Origin of the sequence: Paractinoplanes atraurantiacus, assembly GCF_900215205.1 — a bacterium.
GTDB classification, from domain to species: Bacteria; Actinomycetota; Actinomycetes; order Mycobacteriales; family Micromonosporaceae; genus Actinoplanes; species Actinoplanes atraurantiacus.
In genome coordinates, this window is record NZ_OBDY01000013.1 from 40,754 (window position 1) to 66,848 (window position 26,095).

General features: G+C 71.5%; 27 protein-coding genes. 14 read left to right on the forward strand and 13 right to left on the reverse strand.

Translation table 11 applies throughout. The annotated features are described in order from the left end of the window. Window positions 1-9: 9 nt before the first annotated feature. Complete coding sequence (locus CRP55_RS26865) at window positions 10-498, reverse strand: tetratricopeptide repeat protein (RefSeq protein WP_245923390.1); 489 nt, start codon at window positions 496-498, stop codon at window positions 10-12. A 9-nt stretch (window positions 499-507) separates the two neighbouring features. Between CRP55_RS26865 and CRP55_RS54940 the strand changes: the two genes are divergently transcribed. Both CRP55_RS54940 and CRP55_RS26875 read left to right on the forward strand, forming a co-directional pair. Further along, a complete protein-coding gene (locus CRP55_RS54940; RefSeq protein ID WP_245923391.1) occupies window positions 508-1,008 on the forward strand; it encodes a hypothetical protein in 501 nt (166 codons plus the stop codon). Window positions 1,009-1,126: 118 nt separating this feature from the next. After that, entirely contained in the window at window positions 1,127-3,355 is a 2,229-nt protein-coding gene (locus CRP55_RS26875; RefSeq protein ID WP_097322915.1) for a S8 family serine peptidase, read from the forward strand. Here the strand turns inward: CRP55_RS26875 and CRP55_RS26880 are convergent. Both CRP55_RS26880 and CRP55_RS26885 read right to left on the reverse strand, forming a co-directional pair. After that, entirely contained in the window at window positions 3,300-4,763 is a 1,464-nt protein-coding gene (locus CRP55_RS26880) for an aldehyde dehydrogenase family protein (RefSeq protein ID WP_097322916.1), read from the reverse strand. The two genes, CRP55_RS26875 and CRP55_RS26880, sit on opposite strands and share 56 nt — an antisense overlap. A 46-nt stretch (window positions 4,764-4,809) precedes the next feature. Then, entirely contained in the window at window positions 4,810-5,607 is a 798-nt protein-coding gene (locus tag CRP55_RS26885; protein ID WP_097322917.1) for an IclR family transcriptional regulator, read from the reverse strand. Between the two features lie 71 nt (window positions 5,608-5,678). Here CRP55_RS26885 and CRP55_RS26890 point away from each other — a divergent pair, with 71 nt between their 5' ends. The 3 genes from CRP55_RS26890 (at window position 5,679) to CRP55_RS26900 (ending at window position 9,428) form a co-directional block, all read left to right on the forward strand. Further along, window positions 5,679-7,136 (forward strand): aldehyde dehydrogenase family protein, encoded by a 1,458-nt coding sequence (locus CRP55_RS26890; protein ID WP_097322918.1) that lies wholly within the window; start codon window positions 5,679-5,681, stop codon window positions 7,134-7,136. Window positions 7,137-7,168: 32 nt separating this feature from the next. Next, window positions 7,169-8,830: an LTA synthase family protein gene (locus tag CRP55_RS26895; protein WP_097323089.1), complete on the forward strand. Its 1,662-nt coding sequence runs from the start codon at window positions 7,169-7,171 to the stop codon at window positions 8,828-8,830. A gap of 205 nt (window positions 8,831-9,035) precedes the next feature. Further along, complete coding sequence (locus CRP55_RS26900; RefSeq protein ID WP_143234892.1) at window positions 9,036-9,428, forward strand: hypothetical protein; 393 nt, start codon at window positions 9,036-9,038, stop codon at window positions 9,426-9,428. A 140-nt stretch (window positions 9,429-9,568) separates the two neighbouring features. Here CRP55_RS26900 and CRP55_RS26905 read toward each other — a convergent pair whose 3' ends face one another. Beyond that, a complete protein-coding gene (locus CRP55_RS26905; protein WP_097322920.1) occupies window positions 9,569-10,255 on the reverse strand; it encodes an SDR family NAD(P)-dependent oxidoreductase in 687 nt (228 codons plus the stop codon). A 103-nt stretch (window positions 10,256-10,358) separates the two neighbouring features. On the opposite strand from CRP55_RS26905, the gene CRP55_RS26910 reads away from it, so the two are divergent. From CRP55_RS26910 to CRP55_RS26920, 3 genes are read left to right on the forward strand one after another with little or no spacing between them, the layout of a single operon-like run. Then, window positions 10,359-11,213, forward strand: a complete 855-nt coding sequence (locus CRP55_RS26910) for a helix-turn-helix domain-containing protein (protein WP_097322921.1) — start codon at window positions 10,359-10,361, stop codon at window positions 11,211-11,213. Window positions 11,214-11,217: 4 nt separating this feature from the next. After that, window positions 11,218-11,844, forward strand: a complete 627-nt coding sequence (locus CRP55_RS26915) for a DEAD/DEAH box helicase family protein (protein ID WP_143234894.1) — start codon at window positions 11,218-11,220, stop codon at window positions 11,842-11,844. A 16-nt stretch (window positions 11,845-11,860) separates the two neighbouring features. Continuing rightward, window positions 11,861-12,451, forward strand: a complete 591-nt coding sequence (locus CRP55_RS26920) for a GrpB family protein (protein WP_218854706.1) — start codon at window positions 11,861-11,863, stop codon at window positions 12,449-12,451. Window positions 12,452-12,481: 30 nt separating this feature from the next. Here the strand turns inward: CRP55_RS26920 and CRP55_RS26925 are convergent, their stop codons facing one another. Continuing rightward, entirely contained in the window at window positions 12,482-13,654 is a 1,173-nt protein-coding gene (locus CRP55_RS26925) for an MFS transporter (RefSeq protein WP_097322923.1), read from the reverse strand. 36 nt (window positions 13,655-13,690) lie between these two features. On the opposite strand from CRP55_RS26925, the gene CRP55_RS26930 reads away from it, so the two are divergent. Beyond that, on the forward strand, window positions 13,691-14,722 hold the full coding sequence (locus CRP55_RS26930) for a LacI family DNA-binding transcriptional regulator (RefSeq protein ID WP_097322924.1): 1,032 nt from the start codon (window positions 13,691-13,693) through the stop codon (window positions 14,720-14,722). Window positions 14,723-14,725: 3 nt separating this feature from the next. On the opposite strand, the gene CRP55_RS26935 is transcribed toward CRP55_RS26930, so the two are convergent. Continuing rightward, window positions 14,726-15,913 (reverse strand): MFS transporter, encoded by a 1,188-nt coding sequence (locus CRP55_RS26935; RefSeq protein ID WP_097322925.1) that lies wholly within the window; start codon window positions 15,911-15,913, stop codon window positions 14,726-14,728. Window positions 15,914-16,057: 144 nt separating this feature from the next. On the opposite strand from CRP55_RS26935, the gene CRP55_RS26940 reads away from it, so the two are divergent. Genes CRP55_RS26940 through CRP55_RS52280 form a run of 3 tightly spaced genes read left to right on the forward strand, consistent with a single transcriptional unit; the run spans window position 16,058 to window position 18,065 of the window. Beyond that, complete coding sequence (locus CRP55_RS26940) at window positions 16,058-16,744, forward strand: hypothetical protein (protein WP_097322926.1); 687 nt, start codon at window positions 16,058-16,060, stop codon at window positions 16,742-16,744. Next, window positions 16,741-17,058 (forward strand): winged helix-turn-helix domain-containing protein, encoded by a 318-nt coding sequence (locus CRP55_RS26945; RefSeq protein ID WP_097322927.1) that lies wholly within the window; start codon window positions 16,741-16,743, stop codon window positions 17,056-17,058. The genes CRP55_RS26940 and CRP55_RS26945 overlap by 4 nt, the downstream gene beginning before the upstream one ends. Next, window positions 17,058-18,065: an alpha/beta hydrolase family protein gene (locus CRP55_RS52280; protein WP_143234896.1), complete on the forward strand. Its 1,008-nt coding sequence runs from the start codon at window positions 17,058-17,060 to the stop codon at window positions 18,063-18,065. The genes CRP55_RS26945 and CRP55_RS52280 overlap by 1 nt, the downstream gene beginning before the upstream one ends. Here the strand turns inward: CRP55_RS52280 and helR are convergent. After that, window positions 18,062-20,185, reverse strand: coding sequence for an RNA polymerase recycling motor ATPase HelR (gene helR / locus CRP55_RS52285; protein ID WP_143234898.1), 2,124 nt, complete (start codon window positions 20,183-20,185; stop codon window positions 18,062-18,064). The genes CRP55_RS52280 and helR overlap by 4 nt on opposite strands. 157 nt (window positions 20,186-20,342) lie before the next feature. Here helR and CRP55_RS26955 point away from each other — a divergent pair, with 157 nt between their 5' ends. Then, window positions 20,343-21,584 (forward strand): vanadium-dependent haloperoxidase, encoded by a 1,242-nt coding sequence (locus tag CRP55_RS26955; protein WP_097322928.1) that lies wholly within the window; start codon window positions 20,343-20,345, stop codon window positions 21,582-21,584. On the opposite strand, the gene CRP55_RS26960 is transcribed toward CRP55_RS26955, so the two are convergent. Beyond that, the gene (locus CRP55_RS26960) at window positions 21,556-22,221 is read right to left on the reverse strand and encodes a hypothetical protein (RefSeq protein ID WP_097322929.1); all 666 of its coding nucleotides are present in this window, start codon (window positions 22,219-22,221) and stop codon (window positions 21,556-21,558) included. The genes CRP55_RS26955 and CRP55_RS26960 overlap by 29 nt on opposite strands. Before the next feature lie 555 nt (window positions 22,222-22,776). Further along, the gene (locus CRP55_RS26965) at window positions 22,777-23,085 is read right to left on the reverse strand and encodes a hypothetical protein (RefSeq protein ID WP_097322930.1); all 309 of its coding nucleotides are present in this window, start codon (window positions 23,083-23,085) and stop codon (window positions 22,777-22,779) included. Between the two features lie 40 nt (window positions 23,086-23,125). On the opposite strand from CRP55_RS26965, the gene CRP55_RS26970 reads away from it, so the two are divergent. Beyond that, window positions 23,126-23,839: a GNAT family N-acetyltransferase gene (locus CRP55_RS26970; RefSeq protein ID WP_179855346.1), complete on the forward strand. Its 714-nt coding sequence runs from the start codon at window positions 23,126-23,128 to the stop codon at window positions 23,837-23,839. An 11-nt stretch (window positions 23,840-23,850) separates the two neighbouring features. Here the strand turns inward: CRP55_RS26970 and CRP55_RS26975 are convergent, their stop codons facing one another. Genes CRP55_RS26975 through CRP55_RS26990 form a run of 4 tightly spaced genes read right to left on the reverse strand, consistent with a single transcriptional unit; the run spans window position 23,851 to window position 25,991 of the window. Then, window positions 23,851-24,129, reverse strand: coding sequence for a TM2 domain-containing protein (locus CRP55_RS26975; protein ID WP_097323091.1), 279 nt, complete (start codon window positions 24,127-24,129; stop codon window positions 23,851-23,853). Continuing rightward, on the reverse strand, window positions 24,120-24,800 hold the full coding sequence (locus CRP55_RS26980; RefSeq protein WP_097322932.1) for an MOSC domain-containing protein: 681 nt from the start codon (window positions 24,798-24,800) through the stop codon (window positions 24,120-24,122). Before CRP55_RS26980 ends, CRP55_RS26975 begins: the two co-directional genes overlap by 10 nt. After that, window positions 24,797-25,426 carry a lipoyl(octanoyl) transferase LipB gene (gene lipB, locus CRP55_RS26985; RefSeq protein WP_097322933.1) on the reverse strand — a complete coding sequence of 210 codons (630 nt, stop codon included), beginning with the start codon at window positions 25,424-25,426 and terminating at the stop codon, window positions 24,797-24,799. Before lipB ends, CRP55_RS26980 begins: the two co-directional genes overlap by 4 nt. Then, window positions 25,398-25,991, reverse strand: a complete 594-nt coding sequence (locus tag CRP55_RS26990; RefSeq protein ID WP_218854713.1) for an endonuclease V — start codon at window positions 25,989-25,991, stop codon at window positions 25,398-25,400. Before CRP55_RS26990 ends, lipB begins: the two co-directional genes overlap by 29 nt. Between the last annotated feature and the right edge of the window lie 104 nt (window positions 25,992-26,095).

Sequence of the window (26,095 nt, forward strand, 5' to 3'; positions counted from 1 at the left end):
ATCTGTCTCCTACATCTCCGTGCGTGCCTGGTCGAGCTGCCGCACGATGGCGCCGGCCCCGTTCTTCTCCGCGAGGGCACGCCCCTCCTCGAGGATCGCGACGGCGTCCGCGCGGCGCCCCTGGGCGGCGGCGATGTACGCCAGCCCGACCATGTTCGCGGCCACCCCCGCGAACGCCCCGATCTCCCGGCGCAGCCGCGTCGACTCCTCCAGCCGCTCGCGGGCCTCGTCGAGGCGGCCGGCGGCGTGGGCCGCGATGCCCAGGTGCCGCAAAGCCTCGCCCTGGGTCACCCGGTCGCCGGTCGCGGCCGCCAGCCGCAATGAGCGCTCCAGCAACGGAACCGCGGTCTCGTTGTCGCGGCGGATGAACTGGTGCAGGCAGCCGATCCAGAACAGGGCTTCCCCCTCACCGCGCTCGTCGCCGAGCGCGCGGTACAGCTCTGCCGCCCGCTCGAACAAACCGAGCTCGGCCGGGTCTTCGACCTTGTCGCCGTGCATGAACCTCGCATGCAGAATCTGCCCCCGGGCCAGCGCCACATCAGCTTCGACGGCGTCCAGCCCTCGTTCGGCCTCCACCAGCACTTCGAGCTCACCGCCGTGGACGGCCCGCTCGTACAGTGGCCTGACCCGTGCGATCCGGTCTTCGGCGTTCATCTCAGCCCCCGCTTCGACGTCGAACGATGCGCGACCCGCAGCCTAACGCTCGCCGTTCTGGTCGCGACTCTGCCGGACATGATGCCGACCGGGCGGACCGTGGCGCTCGATCTCTTGTCCACCATCGCGACCGCCAAAGTCACCGGTCCGGCGCACGAGCAGATCGGCGCAGTGGACGCCGGCGAGATCCGGCAGGCCGTAACGGCCGGCTTCCCCCACTATGTAGCCGTCCTCCGCGCCGAGTCGGGCCCGTCAGCCGACAGGGCGGAGGCCATCGCCGTGCTCAGGCAGTACGCACGAGCGGCCGGCCACCGAACCTGGCCGTGGCCGTCGAGAACGCACTCGACGACCTGACCGGCCGGCTCAGCCCGGCGCGTCTGGCGCGACGGAGGATCTTCGCCCGGCTCGACGGCGGTCTGACCGTCCTGGCTCCGAACACCGACCCGGTCCGTCCATGTTGTACCTTCCGCGGATGGTGAAGTCGTGGCAGCTGGCCGGGGCCGGTGTATGGGCGGTCGCGGTCAGTGTGACGGCGCAATGGCTTGCGTGGCAGGCCGGGCAGGACACGGTCAAGGCGGCCGGGGAGCAGCCCGCCGGCGGGACCGCTGTCGCGTACGGTGTGCTCGGCGCGGTGCTGGCCGCGATGCCGTCCGGGCTGCTTCTTCTCCGCCGGCGGGACGCGGTGGCGCGGGTCTGGGTGTGGGCCGCGGCGGCTGGCCTGGTGCTCGCCACGGCCCGGTTCGTGCCGGTACCCGAGCATGAGCTCTACCTGTCGCTGCTCGCCGTGCTGGCCGTGCTCGGCGCGCTCGTCGCCCGCAACCGCCGGCCCGCCGAAGACCGGACCGTCCCGGCCGCGATCGTCGCCGGGGTGGGGCTGCTGCTGCCCTGGCTGTGGGTGGGCGCGCTCGGCGGGCCCGTCGAGACGGCGCTGGCGGTGATCGCGGCGGGCGCGGTCGGGTGGCTGGCCGCGGCGGTGCTCGCCCCGGCGTACCCCGGAAACGGTTTGGTTCTCGGTGTCGGTCTGGTTTTGATCACCGCCAGTGTGGGTCAGCCGGGTGCGAATCTGGCGGTGTTCGCGCTGGCGCCGGCCGGGTTCGTGGTCGCCCGGATGCGCGGCCGGGCGGCGGTCGGGGTGCTGGCCGGGCTCGGCGTGCTCGGACCGCTGGCGTTCGTCGGCCCGGAGGAGGTGACCGTGACGCTGACCGGCCGGGACGTGCCGATCTGGACCGCGGTCGCCGGGGTGGGGACGGCCGTGATCGCGGTGGCGGCCGGCGTGGTCTTCCGCTTCGGGATTCCCGGGCGGGGGTTCGCGGCGGCGCTGCTGCTGACCGGCGCGGTGGTGCACGCCGGCGCCGGGCAGCCGGGGTTCCATGGCGACCGGCTGTTCGTGATCCTCGCCGACCAGGCCGACCTGTCCGATATCGATACCTCGCGGACCGGCCCGTCCGGGCGGGACGCGCGGGCCGGCGAGGTGCATGATCGCCTGGTGTCGCAGGCCGAGCGCACCCAGGCCGTTCTGCGCCGCGACCTGGACCGCCTCGGGATCGGCTACACCCGGTATTACCTGATCAACGCGCTCGAGGTGAACGCCGGCCCGTGGTTGCGGCCCTGGCTGGAAGGTCGAGCCGACGTCGGCCGGGTGCTGATCAGCCCGCGTCTGCGGCCCCTGCCCCGGCCGCGCGACACGGACGACGGCCCGGTCGACCCTGCCCCCGGCGACGGCTGGAACATCGCGGCGATCGGGGCCGACCGCGTCTGGTCCGAGCTGGGGGTCCGGGGCGCCGGCGTGGTCGTCGGCGCTTCCGACTCCGGGGTGGACGGCACCCATCCGGCGCTGTCGGCGAACTTCCGGGGCGGCGACGACTCCTGGCTGGATCCTTGGAACGGCACCCGGGCGCCGGTCGACAACGACGGCCACGGCACCCACACGCTCGGCTCGGCGGTCGGTGGCGGCATCGGGGTGGCGCCGGGCGCCCGATGGGTCGGCTGCGTGAACATGGACCGCAACCTGAGCAGCCCGGCACGCTACCTGGACTGTCTGCAGTTCATGATGGCGCCGTTCCCGGCCGGAGGCGATCCGATCGCGGACGGGCGGCCCGGCCGTGGCCCGCAGGTGCTGACCAATTCGTGGAACTGCCCGGCGGTCGAAGGTTGTGACCTGGCCACGTTCGTTCCGGCCACCGCCGCGTTCGCGGCCGCCGGGACGTTCGTGGTCGCCTCGGCCGGCAACAGCGGGCCCGGCTGCGCGACGGTGGATCTGCCGCCGGGGCCGTACCCGGATGTGGTCACCGTCGGCGCGACCGACCACGCGGGTGTGGTGGCGGCGTTCTCCAGCCGGGGGCCGGGCGCCAAGCCGGACCTGGTCGCACCGGGAGCCCGGATCCGGTCGGCGTTGCCGGGCGGCGGCTACGGCGAGATGTCCGGCACGTCGATGGCGACGCCGCAGGTGGCCGGGGTGGTGGCGCTGATGTGGTCGGCGGCCCCGGGGCTGATCGGCGACCTGCCCCGGACCCGCGCGCTGCTGACCTCCACGGCGACGCCCGTGACCGGGCCCACGGCCGGCTGTGGTGCGGCCGGCGCCGGCCTGGTCAACGCCCCGGCGGCGGTCCGCGCCGCCCTTGAGGTCGCCAGGAGCGACCGCCCTCTCAGAAGGGGAAGCTGGCGGGCTGGCTGCGGACCGTCACCCAGCGGGTGTCGGTGAAGGCCTCGATGTTGGCCGCCGCGCCGCCGAAGCGGGAACCCGTGCCGGAGGCTCCGGTGCCGCCGAACGGGGCGTTGGCCTCGTCGTTGACCGTCTGGTCGTTGATGTGGGCTATGCCGGTCGGGATGCGGTCGGCCAGCTCCACGCCTCGCATGGCGTCCCTGGTCACGATGCCCAGCGACAGGCCGTACTCCGACGTCGTGGCCAGGGCCACCGCCTCGTCGAGGCTGCCGAAGCGGGCCACCGGAGCGACCGGGCCGAAGATCTCCTCGGCGAAGGCGGGGGTCGACGGGGTCACGCCCGCGATGACCGTGGGGCGGTAGAAGAGGCGGTCGTACTCGCCGCCGGCCGCCACCCGGACGCCGCCGCCCGCGCTCGACGTGACCAGGGAGTGGATTTTGTCGCGCTGGCCGGCGTCGATGACCGGGCCCAGGGCGACCTGTTCGCGGGCGGGGTCGCCGACCGGCAGTTTGGCCGCCTTGTCGGCCAGGCGCTCGACGAAGTCGTCGTACAGGCGCTCGTGGACCAGGTGGCGGCCCGTGGTCATGCAGATCTGGCCCTGGTGGAACCAGCTGCCCCAGGCGGCCAGGTTCACCGCCGCGTCGACGTCGGCGTCCTCCAGCACGACCAGGGCCGAGTTGCCGCCGAGCTCCAGGTGGGCCCGCTTGAGGTGCTGGCCGGCCAGCGCTCCGACCTGACGTCCGGCCCCGGTCGATCCGGTGAACGAGATGACCGACACCTCGGGCGCCGTCACCACGGCCTCGCCGACCTCACGGCCGCCGGGCAGCACCTGGAGCAGGCCGTCGGGCAGCCCGGCCTCCTGGAAGATCCGGGCCAGGACCAGGCCTCCGGTCACGGCCGTTCGGGGATCGGGTTTCAGCAGTACGGCGTTGCCGAGCGCCAGCGCCGGCGCGACCGACCGGATGCCCAGGATGATGGGGACGTTGAACGGGGAGATGACGCTGACCACGCCGACGGGGTAGCGGCGGGTCATCGACAGGCGCGGCTCGCCGGTGGGGATCAGCTCGCCGTACGGGCGGCCGGGCAGTGACGCCGCCTCCCAGCACTCCTGCTCGGCGGTGTGCACGGCGAAGCCGGCCATGCCGGGGACGGCGCCGACCTCGCGCACGTTCCACCAGGAGATCTCGTCGGCGTGCTCGGCCCACAGGGCGGCGGCGCGGCGCAGCACGGCGGCGCGCTCGGTGTGCGGGGTCGCCGCCCACGACAGCTGGGCGGTGGCGGCGGCACGGGCGGCGGCCTGCACGTCGCCGGGCGTGGCCAGGTTGATCCGGGCCAGGGTGCCTGAGGTGGCGGGCTCCACCACGTCCATCGACTCGCCGCTGCCGGCGCGCCAGGCTCCGTTGATGTGGAGCAGATCGTGCCAGCGGTCCTCGCTCAAAAGCACCATGGGGCCGACCCTAGGCGCAGTGTTTCCGAGCAATCAACACGGTGTTTCAGATATTCGAATCGGGCCGGTGACCGAGCTGGTGGGAGATGTCGGCGGCCGTACGCAGGAGCGGGCCGGACAGGCGCGCGATCACCGAGTCCACCGAGGCGGTCCAGGTGGTCAGGTGGACGGCGATGTTGATGGCGGCCACCACGTGGCCCGAGCGGTCGCGGATCGGGGCCGCGATCGAGCGCAGGCCCGGGGCCAGCTCCTCGTCGTTCACGGCGATGCCGCCCCGGCGCACCGCGGCCAGGGCGCCGACGAGCTGCTCCCGCACGGTGATCGTCTTCGGCCCGCGGCGGGCGAGATCCATCCGGTCGAGCAGCGGCCGCAGCGCCGCCGGCTCCCGATAGGCCAGCAGGACCTTTCCCATCGAGGTGCAGTACGCCGGAAGCCGCGAACCCACGTGCAGGTTCAGGTCGACGTGCACGCCGGTCTGCCGCCGGCTCCGGCGCCGCTCGACGTAGACGATGTCGGCGCCGTCGAGCACGGCCATGCTGGCCGCGCACCCGGTCTCGTCGGAGAGCTCCTGGAGGTAGCCCGCGGCCACGCCGGTGATCTCCATCGAGCTGATCGCCGCGAAGCCCAGGTCGACCAGCCGCGGCCCGAGCGAGTACTTGCGCGTGTCCGGGTCCTGCTGGAGGAAGCCCAGCCCGGCCAGCGTCGCCACGTAGCGGTGGGTGGTGCTGCGGTTGAGATCGACGGCCCGGGCCAGGTCGGCGATGCCGAGCACCGGCCCGTTCTCGGCGAACTCGGTCAGGATCCGCAGGCCGCGTTCGAGCGACTGCGACGTGGAGGGATTCACCCGGGCACTCCTTCGAGTGGCGTTCCAGCTATTCGAACACAGGTGGCCGGTCGGTTACACTCTGCATCCCTATGGCTCGCGAGGTGTCGCACCACATCGGCGGGGCGGCGGTCGGGTCACTGAGCGGGCGGCGCCATCCCGACTACGACCCGTGGACCCGTGCCGTGCTCGCCTCCGTGTCGTCCGGCGACGGCGACGACGCGCGGGCGGCCGTTTCCGCTGCTCATTCCGCTTTTCCGGGCTGGGCCGCGCGGTCACCGGCCGAGCGCCAGATCATCTTCATCCGGGCCGCCGAGGAACTGGCGCGGCGCGCCGGCGAGGTGCTCGGCCTGCTGGCCGCCGAGACGGGCTGCGGGCCGTACTTCGGGCGCGTGCAGCTCGACTTCTGCCTCGCGCTGCTGCGGCAGGCGGCCGGCCTCGCCCACCAGCCCACCGGTCAGATCCTTCCCACCGATCTTCCAGGGTCAAGGGCTTTGGCCGTACGCCGTCCGGTCGGCGTCGTGGCCGCCATCGCACCCTGGAACGCGGCTCTGAGCCTGGCCGGCCGGGCCGTCGTGGGCCCCCTGGCCCTGGGCAACACCGTGGTGCTCAAGCCGTCGGAGGAGTCGCCGATCACCGGCGGGACGCTGTGGGCGGAGATCTTCGCGGCGGCCGGGCTGCCGCCGGGCGCGGTCAATGTGGTCACCCACGCGCCCGGGGATGCCGGGGAGATCGCGTCGGCGCTGGTCACCCATCCGCTCGTCCGCAGGGTGAGCTTCACCGGGTCGACGGGCACCGGGCGGCGGCTGGCCGAGCTCGCGGCGCGTCATCTGAAGCGGCCGGTGCTCCAGTTGAGCGGGCACAACGCGCTGATCGTGCGGGCCGACGCCGACCTTTCTTTAGCGGTCAATGCCGCCGCATACGGGGCTTTCGTCCACCAGGGCGAGGTCTGCATGTGCGTCCGGCGGATCATCGTGGAGAAGCCGGTGGCGCCGGCGTTCACGTCACTCTTTGTGCAAAAGGTGGCCGGGCTTGCGGTCGGTGATCCGCGAGACCCCCGTACCGTGGTCGGGCCTTTGATCAATGAATGGGCTTTGTCCCTGGTGGCGCGACGGGTCGAGGAAGCCGTCGCCCTCGGCGCGCGGGTCCTGACCGGAGGAACGGCGGCGCCACCCTGCTATCCGCCGACGGTGCTCACCGACGTTCCGGCCACCGCCGAGATCGCCTTCGAGGAGACGTTCGGGCCGGTGGCGCTGCTGGAGACGGCGGCCGACGGCGACGACGCGGTGCGGCGGGCCAACGCGTCCAGCTACGGGCTGACCGCGGGCATCATCTCGGCCGACACGTACGGAAGTCTCGAGCTGGCGCGGCGCCTCGAGGTCGGGATCGTGCACATCAACGACCAGACCGTGAACGACGAGCCGCAGATGCCGTTCGGCGGGCTCAAGGACTCCGGGTGGGGCCGGTTCGGGCTGGGCTTCGCCGACGACGACTTCACCGAACTTCAATGGATCACCCTGCGGGACAAAAGCCGCGAGTACCCGTTCTGAACCATGTGCGGCCCGGTCCCGTAGTGCTGGTCGTGCTCTTGACAAAGATCCGCCGCGCGCTCGGCCCCCTGGTCACCATCGCCGCGGCGGTCCTGATCGTGACCGCGCTCGTGGTGCCCGACACGATCGCCCGGCCGGCCGACGGCGCGTTCGTGCCCGGAGCGTTCCTCCGCCTGCCCATGGAGCTGATCTTCGCGGGCGCGGTGGTGCTGGCGGTCTCTGCCCGCTGGCGCCGGCCGGTGGCCGCTCTCATGGGACTGGGCATCGGCGTACTGGTCATCTTGAAGATCTTCAACGCCGGCTTCCGGACCGTGCTCGGGCGCAAGTTCGATCCGGTGCTCGACCCGCCGCTGTTGCACGACGGCTACAACGCGCTGACCGAGACCGACGGCTCCACTGTCGCCAACCTGGCGGTGGCCGGAGCCGTCCTGCTCGCCATCGTCGTCCTCGGTTCCGTGGCGCTCTCCGCGGTGCGGCTGGCCTCGGTCACCGGGCGCCACCAGCTTCCGGTGCGCCGCACCCTGATCGGCTTGAGCGCGGTCTGGCTGGCGCTGGCCCTGAGCGGTCTCACGCTCTACCCGAACAACCCGGTCGCGTCCGACTCGGCCGCCGCCATGGTCAAGACCCTCGCCCGGCAGGTGCCGGCCACCATCCGCGACGAGCGCCAGTTCGCCGCGGCGGTCGGCCACGACGCGTACGCGGGCACCCCGGCCGCCGATCTCGTCTCGGGCCTGAAAGGCAAAGACGTGGTCATCGGGGTGGTCGAGAGCTACGGCCACAGCGTGCTGACCGACCCCGCCATGAACGCCATCCTGACCCCCGCCCTGACCAGCGCCGGCTCCCAGCTGACGGCGGCCGGCTTCCACGCGAAGACCGGCTGGCTGACCTCGTCCACGTACGGCGGCGGCAGCTGGCTGGCCCACGGCTCGTTCCAGTCCGGCTTGTGGGTGACCAGCCAGCGCCGCTACGACGAGATGGTCAGCGGCGACCGGCTCACCCTGACCCGCGCCTTCCACGAGGCCGGCTGGGAGACGGCCGGTGTCGAGCCCGGCAACACGAAGGACTGGCCGGAGGCCGGCTTCTACGGCTACGACAAGATCCTCGACTCGCGGAACATGGGTTACCAGGGCCCCGACTTCGGCTGGTCCCGCATGCCCGACCAGTACACCCTGGCAACGTTCCAGCGCGAGGTCTACGCCAAGGCCCAGGGCCCCCTGATGGCCGAGATCACCCTGACGTCCAGCCACGAGCCGTGGACCCACATCCCGTCCATGGTCGACTGGGACACCATCGGCGACGGCTCGGTCTTCACGTCGATGGACGGCACGGCCCAGGAACGAAAGGTCCTCTGGGGCGACCCGGCGAAGACCCAGGCCCAGTACGCCAAATCGGTCGGCTACTCGGTGGACAGCCTCATCTCGTGGGCCACCACATACGGCGACGACAACCTGGTCCTGGTCATGTTCGGCGACCACCAGCCCATGTCCATCATCACGGGCCCCAACGCCAGCCACGACATCCCGGTGACCATCATCGCCAAGGACAAGTCGGTCCTGGACCGCATAGCCCCGTGGCAGTGGACCGACGGCCTGCGCCCCACCGACACCACCCCGGTCTGGCGAATGGACGAGTTCCGCAACAAGTTCTTCACCGCATACGGCCGCACCCCGGGCGTGGCCCTGGGCAAGCGCTGACCTTCACCTCCAGAACGACTCGCGGTTACCAGGCCAATAGGCGAACTCCGGCTCATCGGCCACCTGCCGAGCCTTGAACGTGGGTTCCACCCATGAAAGTCGGGAAGCTCGCACTCTCTGAGGTCGATGCTGAATTCACACCAATTCGACGGCCAGCGAGCCGGCCACCGCCCGCCGGGCGACCTCCCCAGCGATCTGGGCCGGCATGAGTGTGGAAACGGTCGTTGTTCTCACTGCGGCGCTAAATTCGGTGTCCGACACCATCCTCAAGCTGGCCACGATTCTCGCAAGCCGCCGTTGGGTGCTCGGTCTCGCCGTTGTCGCCTTCACGGTTGCGGGCACGTCATGTGTCGTTGCCTCGGGCGTTCTCTTCGAGACTTGGTGGCAAGCCTTCTTCTTGGAGGTTGGAGTCGGACTTCTACTAACCGGGATCGTTGACCTGGCGATACTTGGGCTCATCAGCAGGCTGAGCGATCAGGCGTCGCCCGGTGGCACGCGACCTAGCATAGTGATAGAAGCCAAAGGTGAATTCCCCTCGTCGTTACTGGAGATGGCTCGAAGCAAAGGGCAGGAGGTTGTTGTCCGGATCAAGCCGTAGGTCATTCTCGGGAAATCATTCTCGCCCAGCACCAGCGTTAGAGGGTCGAGTGCCGCGGGCAATCCCGTCGTCGACATGCCCGCCGAAACACCAGCACGGCCCGCGCGCCTTAGCGAGGAACGTCCGATTTGAATGGAACTTCAGAAAGGCAACTCTCCGTTCTCGTCCCGCAAGGTTCCCGTCGGGCCGTCCGGGCCTAGCGTCGCCAAGCCGACGATGACGCGGGCGCTCTCCGCCGGTGGGCGGCCTATGCCCCAGGCGGCGGTCATGTCGGTGGCGGTGGGGCCGGGCTCGACCGCGTTGAACTTGATGCCCGGGTTGGACTTCGCGTATTGCACGGTGAGCATCGTGGCGGCCGCCTTGGAGGCCGCGTAGAGCGGCAGCGGCAGCCCGTGCTCCGGCCGGTCGGGGTTGGTGACCGCCCAGAAGGAGCCCATGCTGCTGGAGACCGTGACCACCGTGGGGTTCGCCGACTTGCGCAGCAGGGGCAGGGCCGCCTCGGTGACCCGGACCAGGCCGGCCGCGTTGGTGTCGAACGCGCGCAGCGCCGCCGGGCCGTCGACGGGGCCGTCGGCGAGGATGCCCGCGTTGTGCACCAGCACGTCGAGGTGGCCCTCGGCGGCGGCGATCGTGGCCAGCGCGGCCGGCACCGACGCGTCGTCGGTCACGTCGAGCTGGACGAAACGGGCACCCAGCTCGGCTGCTGCTTTCGCCCCTCGTTCCGGGTCGCGCGCGCCGACGTACACCACATGGCCCAGGTCTTGAAGTTGCCTTGCGGTCTCGAAGCCGAGGCCCTTGTTGGCCCCGGTGATCAGTGTGACGGTCATGGCGGAAACGGTAGGCAGGGCCGCGGGCGCCAACCAGATCCCTCTCGTGCCAGGGGAATGACAGGACCCCCTCTGTTCGCGTACGCCGAAATACGCTGGCCTGGTGAGCGAGACGACCAACGCCCTCGGCGCCTTCCTGCGCGCCCGGCGCGAACTGGTGACCCCCGAGCAGGCGGGCATCCCCGACGGCGGCGTGCGGCGCGTGCCGGGCCTGCGGCGCGAGGAGGTCGCCATGCTCGCCGGGATCAGCGCCGACTACTACCTGCGTTTGGAGCGCGGCCGCAACCGCCACCCGTCCGTGCAGGTGCTCGAGGCGATCGCCCGTGTGCTCCGGCTGGACGAGGACCACTTCGCCCACCTGCTGACCCTGGTCGCGGAGGTTCCCCGGCGGCGCCGGCGCCGGCCCCGCAAGCAGACCCCGCCGCCGGGCGCGCTCAAGCTGCTGGACTCGCTGATCCAGCCCGCCTTCATCGAGGACCGGTACTTCGACATCCTGGCCTCGAACAGCCTGGCCCGGGCCCTCTCCCCCGGCCTGGCCGCCGGCGGCAACCAGCTGCGCGACCTGTTCCTCGACCCGGCCGAGCAGGCCCTGCACCCCGAGTGGGAGAACGTCACGGAGTGTTTCGTGGCCAACCTGCGCCAGGCGGTGGGCAACGACATCGACGATCCGCGCTTCATCGAGCTGACCGGCGAGCTGACCCTGGCCAGCCCCCGTTTCCGCAGTCTGTGGGCCCGTCATGAGGTACGGGGCCAGACCGGTGCCCCGATCAAGATCAACCACCCGCAGGTCGGCGAGCTGACCCTCAACCGGGAACGCCTGGCCATCAGCGGCACCGACGGCCTGATGCTGGTCGTCTTCCACCCGGACGCCGGGTCGAGCAACGCCGACAAGCTGGCGCTGCTGGCCTCGGCCGCCCTGCCCGAGGCCGCCCGTGACGTGGCGCCACGGCACGCCTGACACGATGCTGTTCACGGTGGCCGGGTCGAGCTGCTCCGGAAAGACGACCGCGGCGCGAGCCCTCGCGGGAATCGACGGTCTGCTCGTGCACGACTTCGACGAGATCGGTGTGCCGCGCGGCGCGGACAAGGTGTGGCGGCAGCGCGCCACCGAGGAATGGGTCCGGCGGGTGCTGCAATGGCAGCAAGAGGGACTCGACGTCATTCTGACCGGGCAGTCGCCCTTGGGTGAGGTGCTCGCCTGCCCGTCGGCCACCGAGGTGGACGGGATCGCCGCGTGCCTCGTCGACGTCGACGACGCGGTGCGGTGGCAGCGGCTCGAGGACCGCGATCCCGGGAAGTGGAGCGAGGACGCCAAGCGGGCCTTCATCCGGTGGGCGCGGTGGATGCGTGGTCACGCCGCGGATCCCCGGCACATGCCGGAGGCGATCACCCGCGGCGGCCACGGGACGATGCGGTGGGAGCGCTGGCGCGGGTGGGCCAGGGGCGATCGGCGATGGGTGGTACGGGTCGTCGACACCACCGGGCGCACGGCCGGGCAGACCGCGGCCGACCTCACCCGGTGGGTGGCCGAGGCCCGCGCCGACAAGGCCGCCGGGCGGCTCGCCCTGTCCGGCCGGTGGGCGCGCTGACGATAGGGTCGCGGCCATGCGACTGCCCCCGCTTCCCGCACCGGCCGCGCCGCTCACGCCGGAACAGATGGCTCGCCGCGCCGTCGGCGACCGTGCGCCCGAGGTCAGCAAACCGATCGAGGTGGTTCCCTACGATCCGGGATGGCCGGGGCGCTGTCGGCGGCACGAGGAGCGGATCCGGGCCGCGCTGGGTGGGCGGGCCCTCGCCGTCGAGCATGTGGGCTCGACGGCGGTGCCGGGGCTGGCGGCCAAGGACCGCGTCGACATCGACGTGATCGTGGTGGATCCGGCGGACGAGGAGGCGTATGTGCCGGCGCTGACCGCGGCCGGTTTCACGCTGGCCGCCCGGGAGCCGCACTGGTACGAGCACCGCTGCCTGTGGTCCGAGGGTCACGACGCCAATGTGCACGTCTTCGGCCCGGACTGCGACGAGCATCTGCGGCACCTGGTCTTCCGCGACTGGCTGCGCGCCCATCCGGAGGACCGGGAGCGCTACGCGGCCCGCAAGCGCGAGGTGGCCGCCGAGCATCCACTGTCGATGGCCCGGTACATCGCCGGGAAGGCCGGCGTCATCATCGACATCCTCCGCCGAGCGGGCCTGTCCTGATGGAGAGCAGGACGACGATCGTCGATCTGGTCACTTGCGGTGCCGGGCGCTGATCGGTGCCGCCGCCACGGTGAAGACCAAGGCGAGTGCGGCCACGCCGGCCAGCGCGCCGCGAAGGCCGGTGTTCTCGGCCAGCAGGCCCACGTAGGCCGGGCCGAGCAGGAAGCCCAGGTACGCGGTGGCGGCGACGGCCGAGGTGGCCCGGCCGTGCTGAGCGGGGTCGGTGTCGCGCAGGCTGCGGCTGAGCAGGGTGGGGAAGAGCGTCGCGGTGCCGAGCGCGGCCAGCACCAAGCCGGCCAGGGCCACCGCGACCGAGGGGGCGGTGGCCAGCACCAGGCTGCCCGCGGTGGCCAGCGCGCCCCCGCCGAGCAGCATCGCGGTGGGGTGGCTGCGGGAGAGCGGGGCCAGGCTCAGCCGGGCCAGCGCCGCGGTGGCGGCGAAGGTGGCCGGGGCCGCGGCCGCCAGCTGGGGTGAGGCGGTGAAGACGTCGGTGAGCATCACCGCTCCCCAGCTCTGGTGTGCGTTCTCGACGGCGTAGGCCAGGGCGGCGACCAGCCCGACGGCCAGCAGCGGGACCGTCAGGGCCCGCGCCCCGCCCTTCTCACGGGCGGTGTCTTCCCGGTGCACCGCGATCCGCAGCGATGCGCTGGTCAGGTGGGCGGCCGCGGCCAGGGCGAGCATCACCACCGCGACCACCGCGAAGGCCGCCAGAAGCGACAGTCCCGCGCCCAGCAGCGCTCCGGTGGACAGGCTGGCGATGACCACGCCCACGGAGAACAGCCCGTGGGAACGGGTCAGCAGCGGCTTGCCCGTGGCGTGCTCTGCGCGCCCGGCCAAGGTGTTGATGGCGACGTCCGCGGCACCGGAGGCGGCGCCGACCACGAGCATCCCGACGACCAGCAGCACCACCCCGTCGGCGCCGGCGGCGATGAGGAGACCGGCGCCGGCCAGCGCCGCCAGCAGCCATGCCACGACGCGAAGCCCGAAGCGGTCCACCGCCCGGCCGGTGAAGGCCATCGTGGGCAGCGCCCCCAGCCCGATGAAGAGCAGGGCGGCGCCCAGCTGGCCTTCGCTGACCCCGGCCTGGGTGCGCAACGCGGGCAGGGCCGCTCCCCAGGCGCCCCAGAAGATCCCGAACGCGGCGAACGCCGCGTAAGGCGCGTAGGCGGCGCGGAGCGGGGACGCGACCAACTCTGAGCTCATGAATCGTAACGTTACACATCTGGCTATGATCCTGTTGTGCCCACACCCGCTCCCCGCCGCCCCACCGTCAAAGACGTCGCCAAGCAGGCCGGGGTCGCGCCCATGACGGTCTCCTACTCCTTCAACCACCCGGCGCGGGTCGCCGAGGCCACCCGGGCCCGGGTGCTGGAGGCCGCGGCCCAGCTGGGCTACCGCCCCGACAGCACCGCCCGCGCCCTGCGCTCGGGGCGCGCCAACCAGCTCGGCGTGGTGGTCGGTGAGCACCTGTCCTACCTCCTCGACAACCCGCAGGCGGCGCAGTTCCTGGCCGGGATCACCGACGTCTGCGTCGACGAGGACCTGGGAGTGGTGCTGATTCCCACCCGGGGCGATGCCTCCGACGTCGACCGGGTGCTGGCGGCGTCGGTGGACGGCTACGTGCTGTGGACCACCGTCGCCGACGACCCGGTGCTGGCCGCCGTCGCGGGCAGCGGGCGGCCCGCGGCCATCCAGGGCGGCCCCGCCCACCCGGGCCTGGCGATCATCGGGCCCGATGACCGCGCGGCGGCGGCCGCGGTCGCGGCGGCCACGCCGCTGGCCGTGGCGACCCCCGTCATCATCAGCTTCCCCCTGGACCGGCGCCGCACGGGCGGCGTCCTGCGCGGCCACGACCTAATGGACCCAGGGTCGGTCCCGTTTCCCGTTACCGGGACTCGCCTGGCCGGCTACCGCGACGCGCTGACCGCGGCCGGTCACGACTGGGGCGACGTGCGGATCGCCGTGGTGGAGCGCAATCAGCGCGAACTCGGCGAGGAGGCCGCCACGGCGTTGCTCGAAACGGTCGAGGGCCCCGTGGTGATGCTGACGATGAGCGACGAGCTCGCGATGGGAGCCCACTCGACGGTGGGGCGCACCCGGCGGGAGGTGACGCTCACCGGGTGGGACGGCTCGCGCGAGGCCACCACCTCGGGAGTCTGGTCGGTGGCGGCCTCGTTGCGCGATCAGGGCCGGGCGTGTGCCCGCGCGGCCCTGTCGGGCGAGCCCGGCCGGCATGAGGTGCCCTGGACCGTGGTCGCGCCCGATCGGTGAGCCTCAGGCCGCCAGGGCCGGCTCGGGCTCGGGCGCGGTGCGCTTCGGGGCTCGGGCCAGCGCGGCCGCCGCTCCCATCACCGCGAGGCCCGCGACGGTGATGCCCGCGCCCGCCCACAGCGGGGACGCGTACCCCAAACCGGCCGAGATCGTCAGGCCGCCGGCCCAGGCGCCCAGCGCGTTGCCCAGGTTGAACGCGGCGATGTTGGCCCCGGAAGCCAGCGTCGGAGCGCCGGCCGCGTAGTGCATCACGCGCGTCTGCAGGCCGGGCACCGTCGCGAAGCCGAAGGCGCCCATCAACAGCAACCAGACGATGGTGGCCCACTGGCTGTGTGCGGTCAGCGCGAAACCGGCCAGCACCACAACCAGCCCGGCCAGCACGGTCACCAGCGTGCGGTCCACGCCACGGTCGGCCGCGCGGCCGCCCAGGACGTTGCCGATGAACAGGCCGGCGCCCACGATGACCAGCAGCCACGGCACGGCGCCGGAGGAGAAGCCCGCCACGTCGGTCAGCGTGTACGCGATGTAGGTGAACGCGCCGAACATGCCGCCGAAGCCGAGCACCGTCACCGTGATGGACAGCCAGACCTGCACGGACTTGAAGGCGCTCAATTCACGGCGTACGGACGAAGCCTTCGACTCTCCGGCGCCGGCCGGCACCAGCGCGAGAATGCCGAACCACGCCACCACCCCGACGGCCGTGATGGCCCAGAACGTCGAGCGCCAGCCCGCGGCCTGCCCGAGCAGCGTGCCCAGCGGCACGCCGAGCACGTTGGCCGCGGTCAGGCCGGTGAACATCGTGGCCACCGCGGCCGCCTTGCGCTGCGGGGCGACCAGGCCGGCGGCGAGGACGGCGCCGATGCCGAAGAACGCTCCGTGGCACAGCGCGGCGACGATGCGGCCCGCCAGCATCACCTCGTAGCTCGGCGCGACCGCCGACAGCAGGTTGCCGGCGATGAACAGCAGCAGCAGGCCGAGCAGCACCGGCTTGCGCGGCAGCCGGGTCGTGGCGACGGTCAGGCCGAGCGCGCCGACCACCACGGCCAGCGCGTATCCGCTGATCAGCCAGCCCGCCGCCGACGTCGAGACGCCGAAGTCGGCCGCCACCTCGGGCAGCAAGCCCATGATCACAAACTCGGTGAGTCCGATTCCGAAGCCGCCGATGGCGAGCGCCACCAGTCCGAGAGGCATGAGATCTACTTCCTTTCTTGCGTACGCCGATAGTTGCGCACGCGCCATAAAAACTAGGCGGACGCAGATAGGAAGCGCAAGCAACGATCATGTGAAGGCCGACACCTACTTGCGCCGACAGGTTTGCAATGGAAACCTGTTGGCATGACAAGTGACTCGATCTCCGCCGACGACCCGCGCCGGCTGCTGGCCGAAGTGCGCGCGCTCGCCCACCGCGTGCGCGCCGACCAGCGGATGACCTGGGCCGCCCTGCTCGTGCTGGGCGTGACGACGCTGCTGGCCATCCCGGTCGACTGGTTCGGCATGCGGGTGGACTGCCACTCCGACGGCAGCTGCGAGTTCGCCCGCAACGGGATGCTCTACTTCTGGCCGGCCGCGATGGTGCTGGCCTACGCGGCCATCGCCGTCTGGTACTTCCGGGCCGCCCGGGCGCGAGGGCTGGGCACGAGGGTCCTGCCGTACGCCATCACCGGCGCCGTGACGACAGTCGTGTTCCCCGCCGCCTGGCTGGCTGTCTTCCTGTACTTCCGCAGCCACCCTTATCCGGACGGCCCCATGCCGTACTGGCAGTTCGTGCTGGACCGCCTCGTCATGCCGTGGGGCATGATCGGCGTGGCCCTGCTGGTGCTGGTCTGGCTGGAACGCAACCTGGCGCTGCTGCTGTTCACCGCCGGATATCTGGCGCTGGTGCTGCTGGTGCTCCCGATGAACGACGGCTTCGCCTCGCCCCACCTCGGCTTCCGGGCCGGCATGGCGCTGCCCCAGCTCATCGTCGGCGTCGTGCTGCTGCTGGCCGCGGCCGGCTTCGCGCGGGCCGGACGGCGACGGTGAACGACCACCCTTCCCTCGGCCTCGACGACGTGGTGCACCAGCGCGTCCGGCTCGGCATCCTCACCATCGCGCACGAGGCCCGCCGCGTGGAGTTCGGATATCTGCGCACCCAGTTGGACCTGACCGCCGGCAACCTTTCCAAGCACTTGAGCGTGTTGGAAGGAGCGGGGCTCATCGAGGTCGAGAAGGGATACGAGGGCCGCCGCCCCCGCACCTGGATCACCCTGACCCCGGCCGGCACGACCGCCCTGGCCGACGAGATCGGCCGCCTGAAACAGCTCATCGCCCGCGTGGAGACCACCCCGGAGGACTGATGACCACCGCACTGACCCGCCGCACCCTGCTCGCCTCTGCCATCGCCGCCGGCGTCGCCGGCCCGTTGGCCGCCGCCGGCCCGGCCTCGGCCGCGCGGCCCCGCCTCACCCTGCCCGCGCCGACCGGCCCGCACCCGATCGGCACGGTGGAGCGGCATCTCGCCGACGGGCGCCGGGAGCTGATGGTCGGCATCTGGTACCCCGCGGCGGCCCGGCGCGGCCCGGTGGTGCCGTGGATGCCCGGCGCCCTCCTGCGCGCCCTGCTGGCCGACAACGGCCTCCCGTCGGACGCCGCCGCCTCGCCCCTCACGGCCGCACACGAGGGCGCCCCGGCCCTGCGGGCCCTCGGCCGGCGGCCCGTCATCGTGTTCTCGCACGGCGCCGACGGCCACCGCTCCGAGATCACCGTCATCGTGCAGGAACTGGCCAGCCACGGCTACACCGTCGTCACGGTGGACCACACCGACTCCTACACCGAGTTCCCCGGCGGCCGCCTGCACGTGCCCGACGACGACGTGTCGGTCACCCCGTACGACCACGCCGACGACATCACCTTCGTGCTCGACCACCTCGAAGACGTGACGGCGGGACGGCGCATCGGCATGTTCGGCTACTCCAAGGGCGGCACGGCGACCGCCATCATCGTGGGCCGCGACCGGCGGGTGCGGGCCGGCATCAGCCTGGACGGCCCGATGGAGTGCCAGCCGCCGCTCACCACCGACATCCACCGCCCGTTCCTGATGTTGACCGCGAGCTTCCCCCGCACCCCCGGTTCGAGCGCCGCCGACTTCTGGACCCACCTCAAAGGCTGGCGCCGCGACGTCCACATCGACGGTGGCACCGAGATCTCGTTCTCGGACGCGGTCTGGCTCCTGCCGCAACTGGCCCGCCTCACCGGGATGAGCGACGAGGACCTGGCCGGCTGGATCGGCACGTACGACCCGGCCCGCGCCGTGCGGCTCCAGCAGACGTACCCGCTCGCCTTCTTCGATCAGCACCTGCGTTAAGTCAGGATCACGAGCTGCTGCGTGGCCCGGGTCATCGCGACGTAACGGTCCACCGCGCCGTCGAACCCGTCGGGGTCGATCAGCACGACGAGATCGAACTCCAGGCCTTTGGACAGCTCGGGCGTCAGCCACTTGATCTTGTCGGTGCCCTTCCGGGGCGAACGGCTGATCACGCAGGCGACCCCCTCCCCCTCGGCATGAGAAGCGAGCCACGACGCCAGGATCCCGTCGAGCTCGCCCACCGAACCGTGGACGACGGGCAGGCCGCTGCTACGGATCGAGGTCGGCACGTTCGCGTCCGGCAACGCCGCCCGGATGACCGGCGCGGCCACGGCCATGACCTCTTCCGGCGTACGGTAATTGATCGTCAGCGAAGCAAGCTCGACATGATCGAGGCCCACCCGCGCCAGCCGTTCGCGCCACGACTCGGTGAACGGCCGGCGCGCCTGGGCCCGGTCCCCCACGATCGTGAAGCTGCGCGACGGGCACCTCAGCAGCAGCATCTGCCATTCCGCGTCGGTCAGCTCCTGCGCCTCGTCGACCACGATGTGCGCGAACGGCCCGGCCAGCAGATCCGGATCCGCCTGGGGCAGAACCGAATCGTCCACCAGCACGTCGCGCAGATCCGGCTGGACCAGCATCTTCATCAGGCCTTCGCCGTCGTCGTACTGTGCCGAGTCGATCAGGTCGTCGACCACGCGGTCCATCCGCGCCCGCTGGCCGGCCACCGCCGCTTCCTGCCGGCGCCGGCGCCGCGATTCCTCCGGGTCACCGACGCGCTGCCGGGCCGCGTCCAGCAAGGGAAGATCGGCGGTGGTCCAGGCTTGCGGTTCCTTGCGCTGCATTTTCCGTACGTCATCAGGGGTGAGCCAAGGCGCGCAGCGCCGCAGATAAGCCGGCACCGACCAGAGATCGCCCACGATGTCGGCCGCGTGCAGAATCGGCCACGCCCGGCTGAACGCGCCCGCCAGCTCGCGATGGCGCACCAATGACCGGCGCAGCAATTCCTCGGGCTCGTCCCCGTCGTATTTCGCCACCAGGATCGCCAGCAACTCCTCCCACACCTGATCGCGGCCCTCGTTGTGCGGCGTCCCCGGCCCGGGCGCGCCGAACGCCTCGGCCCAGTCGTCCGCCGTCAGCCTGATCTCGGCGTCGTCGGTCGCCACCGTCATGCCCTGGCGCGGCGGCTCCTCGTAGAAGCGGACCGCCGCCTCGACCGCCTTCACCATGCCGGCCGCGGCCTTCAGCCGGGCCACCTCCGGGTCACTCTCCGGGGTGGCCGGCCTTCCCTGGGGTACGAGGTCACGCAGCGTGCAGGTCTGCACGTCCTCCTCGCCGAGGCTGGGCAGCACGTCCGACACGTACGCCAGGTAGGGCTCGTGCGGTCCCACGAACAGCACGCCGCCCTGCCGGTGCCCCAGTCGCGGGTCGGAGTAGAGCAGGTAGGCCGTGCGGTGCAGCGCGACCACTGTCTTGCCCGTGCCCGGCCCGCCGTCGACCACGAGCGCGCCGCGGGAGCCGGCCCGGATGATGGCGTCCTGGTCGGCCTGGATGGTGCCGAGCACGTCGCGCATCCGGGCCGAACGGTTGGTGCCGAGGCTGGCCACGAACGCGGACTGGTCGTCGAGCGCCGCGTTGTTCTCCAGGCCGTCCGGCGTGAACACCTCGTCCCAGTAGTCGGTGACCCGCCCCCGCGTCCACCGGTAGCGCCGCCGGCTGACCAGCCCCATCGGGTTGGCGTGGGTGGCTCCGAAGAACGGCTCGGCCGCGGGTGACCGCCAGTCGACCAGTAGCCGGCGCCCTTGACTGTCGGTGAGCCCGAAGCGGCCGATGTACACCGGCTCGCCGTCCTGTCCGACCATGCGCCCGAGGCAGATGTCGAGGCTGTAGCGGCGCAGCGAGCGCAGCCGGGCGGTCAGCCGCTTGACCGCGTCGTCCCGGTCGACCGCCTGCCGCCCCATGCCGGCGGGCGCCTTGCGCTCGATCTCGAGGCGCTCGGTGAGCTCGGCGATCGACTCAGCCAGGCTCTGCGCGATGACGGCGAAATGCTTGTCGTCCTCGGCGATCAGGGCCGGGTCGGCCTTGGCCGCGAGATTGTCCGGCAGATCGAATGCGTGCATGAAAGTATCCCCCGGTTTCGCCGACAATTCGGCCATTCTGCGGCACTACCGGGCTCTTGCCGCAAGACCCCCTATGTGCTATATGTTGGAAGTGGCGAGAGGTGCTTTTTACTTCTCGTCTTTTTCTTTGCCGTCCACTATCGACGATCGTGATTCCATGCTTCTCTCACCGATCGTCGCCGGGTTGCTGACCCTCTCGCTCGCACCCATTCCCGCCACCGCCGCCCCGCCCCGCGTCAACGCGGTCATCACCTGGAACGCGAACGCGCAGACGGCCATCTACGAGGTGGCCCGCCAGGCGCCGTACGTGGCCCCGCGCAGTTTCGCCATGGTGCACGGCGCCATCTACGACGCCGTGAACGCCATCGCCGGCACCCCCTACGAGCCGTACCTGACCGCCCCGCGGGCCCGTCGCACCGACTCGGCCGACGCGGCGGTGGCCTCCGCCGCGTACACCGTGCTCCTCGGCCTGTTCCCCGCCCAGAGCGACGCGCTCCGCCATCAGTACGACACCGCCCTGGCCGCGATTCCCGCCGGCCGCGCCAAGACCGCCGGCATCGCCGTCGGCGCCCAAACCGCCAACGCCATGATCACCGCCCGCCGGGGCGACGGCGCCTTCGAACCGGCCACCTGGAACATCTCCACCGATCCGGGCCAGTGGCGCCCGACCCCACCCACGCTGGCCGCCGACGGCGCCTGGGTGGGCGACCTGAAACCGTTCGTCATCGACAGCAACACCAGGTTCCGTACGGCCGGGCCGCCCCCGCTGACCAGCGCCCGCTACGCGGCCGACGTCAACGAGGTCAAGGCGATCGGCGGCACCACCAGCACGGTCCGCACCCAGGACCAGACCGAGGCCGCGATCTGGTGGCACGACCGCCGCCTGACCGAATGGGAGATCAAACGCCAGGTCGCCACCCGCCAGCACCTGAGCACGTTGCAGGCGGCCCGTTTCTTCGCCATCGCCGAGATCGCCAACGCCGACTCGCTGATCGCCTGCTTCAACGAGAAGAAGCACTGGAACTTCTGGCGCCCGGTGACCGCGGTCCAACTCGCCGACACCGACGGCAACCCGAGGACGACAGCCGACCCGGCGTGGACGCCGCTGCTGGTGACCCCGCCGTTCCCCGACTACACCTCCGGCCACACCTGCTCCACCTCGACCATCATGACCACGATGCGCGTGTTCTTCGGCCGCGACGACATCCCGTTCAGCGCCTACAGCGCCGACTCGGGCACGACCCGCTCGTTCACCAGCTTCTCCGGCGCCCTGGCCGAGGTCGTCGAGGCCCGCGTCTGGGGCGGCGTCCACTTCCGCTCAGCCGACGTCCAGGGCGTGCAGATCGGCAACGGCGTCACCGCGTACGTCCTCAGACACGCTTTCCAGAGCCGTCACTGACCCACCCGCCCAGCACGGCCGCGAGCGCCCGCATGCGCTCCAGGGTGAGCCCGTCCGGTTGCCCCACGTCGACGCTGTCATCGCTCACGTCGTCGAGGTGAAACGGGACGGGCTTGCCGGACGGGTGGCCCGTCCAACAGGCAACAGGCGGGCAGTCGATCCACCGGCGCCCGGACGGGAGACGCGCCTCGATGCGCGTCTCCCACGCGAAGTCGGCCTGCTCCGCGACCACTTCAGCCCACTCGCCGACCTCGATCGGCGCATCACGGGTCAGGTAGTAGCGCGGATAGGGCAGGTCGGCCATGACGATGTCCCGCGTCATGACGCGGTCGCCCTCCACGGTGACGATCTGAACCGACTCGAACATCAGCCAGGCGTCCAGAGCGGTCGCCATCGCCGCCATCTGCCGGCACCTCGCGTCGTCAGGGTTCTTCATGGCCACCATGCCGCCGGTGTAGCGGGTCCACGCTCCATCGGCCACCTCGATGAGCCGGAAGTCGATCCCCGGTGTCAACCAGGGCGCCATGCTCATGTCCGGCGCCCGCTCGACATACTCGACGACCTCAGCCTCCGAAAGGGGATACCGCGCCGCATAGAGCGACGGCACCGCCCGGCTCACTTCCAGATCGACACCCATCAGACGATTATCAACGCCTCGCCGAGCCCCAGAGTCTCGCCGCGAGCCGGAAACGGGATGCTCCTCGGTGAGCCCCTCGGCAAGCCGCCGGAAGGCTTGCTCCCGAGTCCAGGGCGGCCGGCGCGCCGCCCGCCGGATCCCCTCCCCCGCCCCCACGAAGGCGGTGCGGAGCTCGGCGAGCGGAACCCGGTCGGCCAGGCCCGGGTAGCGAACACTGCCGTGCTCGATCCGGCTTTGCGCCGCGGCGGTGCGGCGACTCCGGACGCGGCGGCCCGAGAAGCTCGGCCAGATCGGGACCCACCTGCTCGACCATCCACGCCCGCCGCTCCGCCCCGAAGTCCGCCATCCGCCGCAGCGCGGCCGCCGTCCGGCGCCGGCGCATCCGGCCCGGCTCCGACAGCAGCGCCCCGAACAGCGGGAAAGTGTTGTTGTCCCCGACATCGGCCATTCGAGCCACCGCACGCCGGTCGAAGTAGCGAGCGTCGGCGGCCGCGGCCCCGATACAGGCGATCGACGCGTCGAGCACGGTCGCGAGCAACTCGTCGGCGGTGCGGCTCATCGGTTCGCCGGCAGTCCGCGAACGACGTCATGCACGACCATTCGCAGCAGGGCGGCCTGGCGTACGTTCGCCCGGTTCTTGTCGGGCACCAGCAGCCACCCGATCACACCGCTGACGACGGATCCGAACGCGACTACGAACCCCACCGCGACCCCGGCCACCGGCACCCGGTGCCCGATGACACCGGACCGCCCCAGAAGCCCGGACACCACGGCGAGGAGAAAACCGGCCAGGCCGTAACGAAGACCCCGAACGTACGCCCGGTAGGACCTCTCGCCGCGGAGCCATGTCGGCTGGCGCTCCACGATGACACCCCTCCCCCTCGGCCGCCCTAAAATCAGTTCAATGATCGATGTCGGCGCGGTTGTGGACAATGCCATGGCGATGTGGGCCGGTACGGCAACGGAAGTCTCGGTGGACCAGGCGGTGTTCCGGGCCGAGACGCCCCGGACGGCGCGGCTCATCCTGCGAGCGCCGGCGACCGCCGACGTCATCTCGGGCCTTCTCGACAGTGTCCCGACGACGAAGGCCACGACGCTGGAGGACGCGTTCGGCGACGGCCGGGGCGGACCGCCGGACACGACGGTGCGTGTCCTGCGCATGCCCGTCATGGCGCGCCCGGCCGGGCCGGCGGCGGCGTCCGGCGCTTCCGTGCGGATCGTCCGGGTTGCGGATCCGGGCGAGCTGGCCGTGGCGGAACGGACGATCGTCGAGGGCTTTCCCGTGCCGGCGTTCCTGCCGTGGCGCAAGGGTGAGGCGTTGCCGGAGCGGGTGCTGACCGTTCCCGGCTGTTCTGTCTGGCTCGCTTACCGGGAAGGCCTCCCGGCCGCCGCCGCGTGCACACTCGACGACGGCGGTGTCGCCGGCGTGTACTGGCTGGCGACGTCGCCCGAGCACCGGTCGGCGGGCCTCGGCCGGGCCGTCATGGGCCACGTGGTCGGCGCCCACGCCGGTCGGGCGTCGGCGCTGATCGCCACCGAGGCCGGGCGTCCGTTGTACGAGTCGATGGGCTTTCGGACCGTGGCCACGACGACCTGGTACATGAGGCCGGCCCGCTGACCGCCGTCGGCTCAGCCCGCGACCTCCACGAGGCCGTGACGGGCCATGATGGTGGCTCGGCGTGACTGGTTGACGGTGCGGACCCGGCGGGCGATGAAGAAGACGTCGAGCAGGGTCCAGATGCCGAGGCCGCCGAGGGTGAAGAGCATGGCTATCGAGCGGGCCGTGTCGCCCAGGTAGAAGCGGTGGCCACCGAAGAGACCGGTCAGGCACCACAGGGCGTACGCGACGCGGGGGTTCTTCTTGACGCCGTCGTATTCGAACTCGGCGCGGGCGGCGGTCAGATCCATGTGCACGCGTCGCCCGTGGTGACCGGGCCTGGCGTGACGACCTCGGCGACCACGCCCAATGTCATGTCGTGGTGGGCGGCCACGGTCTTGAGGAGGTCGTTGCGGTCGGGGGCGTCGTCCTGGGCCATGTCGATCATTACGCAGCGGGTGAGCGGGCGGATCACCCGTAACACCGTTGCCGGGCCCACCCGCAGCAGGCGGCCGGGCCAGTCGTCCTCGAGGACGTCGGAGGAGATCAGGAGGTTGGCGCGGAATCGCAGCGCCTCGACCGGGTCGCCGGTCAGGTCGGCCATCATGCGCAGCGACGCCGTGGTGAGCAGGCTGACCGCGCCCTCGTCGTGATGCTTGACGGCCGCTTCCGGGGTGAGCGTGACAGTGCGGCCCAGCTCGTGGCTGATCGCGCTGTGCCCGGCGGGGTCGTCGGCGGCGAAGCGGCGGCCGTCCGGCATCTCGACGATCGGGGCGCTCGGGGAGGCGTACGCCCGGAATCGAAAAAGTCCTTGCATCCGCCGGAATCGGCGGGTGTTCTTGCCGCTGCCGAACTTGCCGTCGGTGTCGCGGACCGCCCAGAGGCGATCGCCGTCGAGGCCGCGGGGGCCGGCGGCCGAGGACGGGACGAGCTCGCCCAGCATCGACTTGACGGGATAGCGGCGGATCTCGGTGACTCTCACGAAGCGCCCAGGTGTTTGGCAATCGCGTCACGGACCGCGGCCTCGTCCACAGCGCCGCCGGAGATGCGGCGCAGCGAGGTCATCTCCACGTCCGGCAGGCGGCACGCGGTGAACCGGTCGAAGACCGTCAGGTCCGGGTCGATGTTCAGGGCGAAGCCGTGCGACGTGATGCCACCGCGGATCCGCATGCCGATCGACACCAGCTTGTGGTGCTGCGGCGTCCACACGCCGACCAGGCTGTCGGCGCCCTTGGGCGTGTCGCGCCGCACCGTCTCGTACCCCAGCGAGGCCAGCCCTTCGATCAGCGACGTCTCCAGCCACCGCACCACATCGGCCGGCCCACCGCCACGCAGGTTCATCACGAGATAGCCGACGAGCTGCCCCGGCCCGTGATAGGTCGCATGCCCGCCACGGTCGACCGGCACCACCGGAAACCCCGGATCCACCGGCAGGTCCGACACCGCCGTGTGCTTCCCATAGGTGATCACTTCAGGATGGCTCAGCAGAAACAGCCGATCGGGCGCCCGCCCTTCGCGCCGCTCCTCCACCCACTCGGACATGAGCCGAAGGCCTTCGTCATACGGCACCTCACCGAGATCAACCCGGCGCAGCGAACTGTCCACCATGCGGTCCATGCTGCCACTGCGCGAGACGTCGCCGCGAGTGGATGTCGGCCTGGCGGGTCGGCTCGGGGATGCGGTAGCGCGCGCTCAGTCGTACGGCCAAAGAAGTGCAGTCTTCCAAGGCGATCCGGTGCCCGGCCGAGACGAAGACCGGCTTAACCCCTTTTTGTGTACGCACGGCGCGGCCCACGACCTCGCCGTCGTCCACCATGTCCGACCATGAGCCGCGGGCGTCGGGAATGTCGGAGAAGGCGCCGACGTACGGGGTCTTGGCGATCCCGAACGACGGCAGGTCGAGCAGGACGCCGAGATGGCTGGCCAGGCCGAACCGTCGCGGATGGGCCAGGCCGTAGCCGTCGCAGATGATCAGGGACGGCGGAGAAGAGAGGCGGGCCAGGGCGTCCTGCAACAGGGGTATCTCGCGGAAGGCCAGCAAGCCCGGGACGTACGGGAAAGAGACCGGCCCGGACGCAGTCGCGACCTCCACCACCGACAGGGTCGCCACGTCGATGACCACCGCCGCCGCGACGCCGAAGGAATCTTTGTAGGTGACGTCGAGCCCCACCACCGTCGGTGGCACCTCGAAACCCGGCGGCGGCAGGATCAACCGCGGGCGCAAAGCCTCTTGGATCGCCGCGGCCTCGGACGGGAGCATCCCGGAGACGATACCGG

What these genes read in the sequence shown, in the direction of transcription:
- CRP55_RS26925 (WP_097322923.1), bottom strand. Translation starts at nt 13,654, where the DNA reads ATGAGCTCAGAGTTGGTCGCGTCCCCGCTCCGCGCCGCCTACGCGCCT.
- helR (WP_143234898.1), bottom strand. Translation starts at nt 20,185, where the DNA reads ATGCACGCATTCGATCTGCCGGACAATCTCGCGGCCAAGGCCGACCCG.
- CRP55_RS26865 (WP_245923390.1), bottom strand. Translation starts at nt 498, where the DNA reads ATGCACGGCGACAAGGTCGAAGACCCGGCCGAGCTCGGTTTGTTCGAG.
- CRP55_RS26975 (WP_097323091.1), bottom strand. Translation starts at nt 24,129, where the DNA reads ATGGATCTGACCGCCGCCCGCGCCGAGTTCGAATACGACGGCGTCAAG.
- CRP55_RS52280 (WP_143234896.1), top strand. Translation starts at nt 17,058, where the DNA reads ATGACCACCGCACTGACCCGCCGCACCCTGCTCGCCTCTGCCATCGCC.
- CRP55_RS26970 (WP_179855346.1), top strand. Translation starts at nt 23,126, where the DNA reads ATGATCGATGTCGGCGCGGTTGTGGACAATGCCATGGCGATGTGGGCC.
- CRP55_RS26940 (WP_097322926.1), top strand. Translation starts at nt 16,058, where the DNA reads ATGACAAGTGACTCGATCTCCGCCGACGACCCGCGCCGGCTGCTGGCC.
- CRP55_RS26900 (WP_143234892.1), top strand. Translation starts at nt 9,036, where the DNA reads ATGAGTGTGGAAACGGTCGTTGTTCTCACTGCGGCGCTAAATTCGGTG.
- lipB (WP_097322933.1), bottom strand. Translation starts at nt 25,426, where the DNA reads ATGGTGGACAGTTCGCTGCGCCGGGTTGATCTCGGTGAGGTGCCGTAT.
- CRP55_RS26960 (WP_097322929.1), bottom strand. Translation starts at nt 22,221, where the DNA reads ATGGGTGTCGATCTGGAAGTGAGCCGGGCGGTGCCGTCGCTCTATGCG.
- CRP55_RS26890 (WP_097322918.1), top strand. Translation starts at nt 5,679, where the DNA reads ATGGCTCGCGAGGTGTCGCACCACATCGGCGGGGCGGCGGTCGGGTCA.
- CRP55_RS54940 (WP_245923391.1), top strand. Translation starts at nt 508, where the DNA reads ATGCAGAATCTGCCCCCGGGCCAGCGCCACATCAGCTTCGACGGCGTC.
- CRP55_RS26905 (WP_097322920.1), bottom strand. Translation starts at nt 10,255, where the DNA reads ATGACCGTCACACTGATCACCGGGGCCAACAAGGGCCTCGGCTTCGAG.
- CRP55_RS26935 (WP_097322925.1), bottom strand. Translation starts at nt 15,913, where the DNA reads ATGCCTCTCGGACTGGTGGCGCTCGCCATCGGCGGCTTCGGAATCGGA.
- CRP55_RS26915 (WP_143234894.1), top strand. Translation starts at nt 11,218, where the DNA reads ATGCTGTTCACGGTGGCCGGGTCGAGCTGCTCCGGAAAGACGACCGCG.
- CRP55_RS26880 (WP_097322916.1), bottom strand. Translation starts at nt 4,763, where the DNA reads ATGGTGCTTTTGAGCGAGGACCGCTGGCACGATCTGCTCCACATCAAC.
- CRP55_RS26955 (WP_097322928.1), top strand. Translation starts at nt 20,343, where the DNA reads ATGCTTCTCTCACCGATCGTCGCCGGGTTGCTGACCCTCTCGCTCGCA.
- CRP55_RS26920 (WP_218854706.1), top strand. Translation starts at nt 11,861, where the DNA reads ATGCGACTGCCCCCGCTTCCCGCACCGGCCGCGCCGCTCACGCCGGAA.
- CRP55_RS26875 (WP_097322915.1), top strand. Translation starts at nt 1,127, where the DNA reads ATGGTGAAGTCGTGGCAGCTGGCCGGGGCCGGTGTATGGGCGGTCGCG.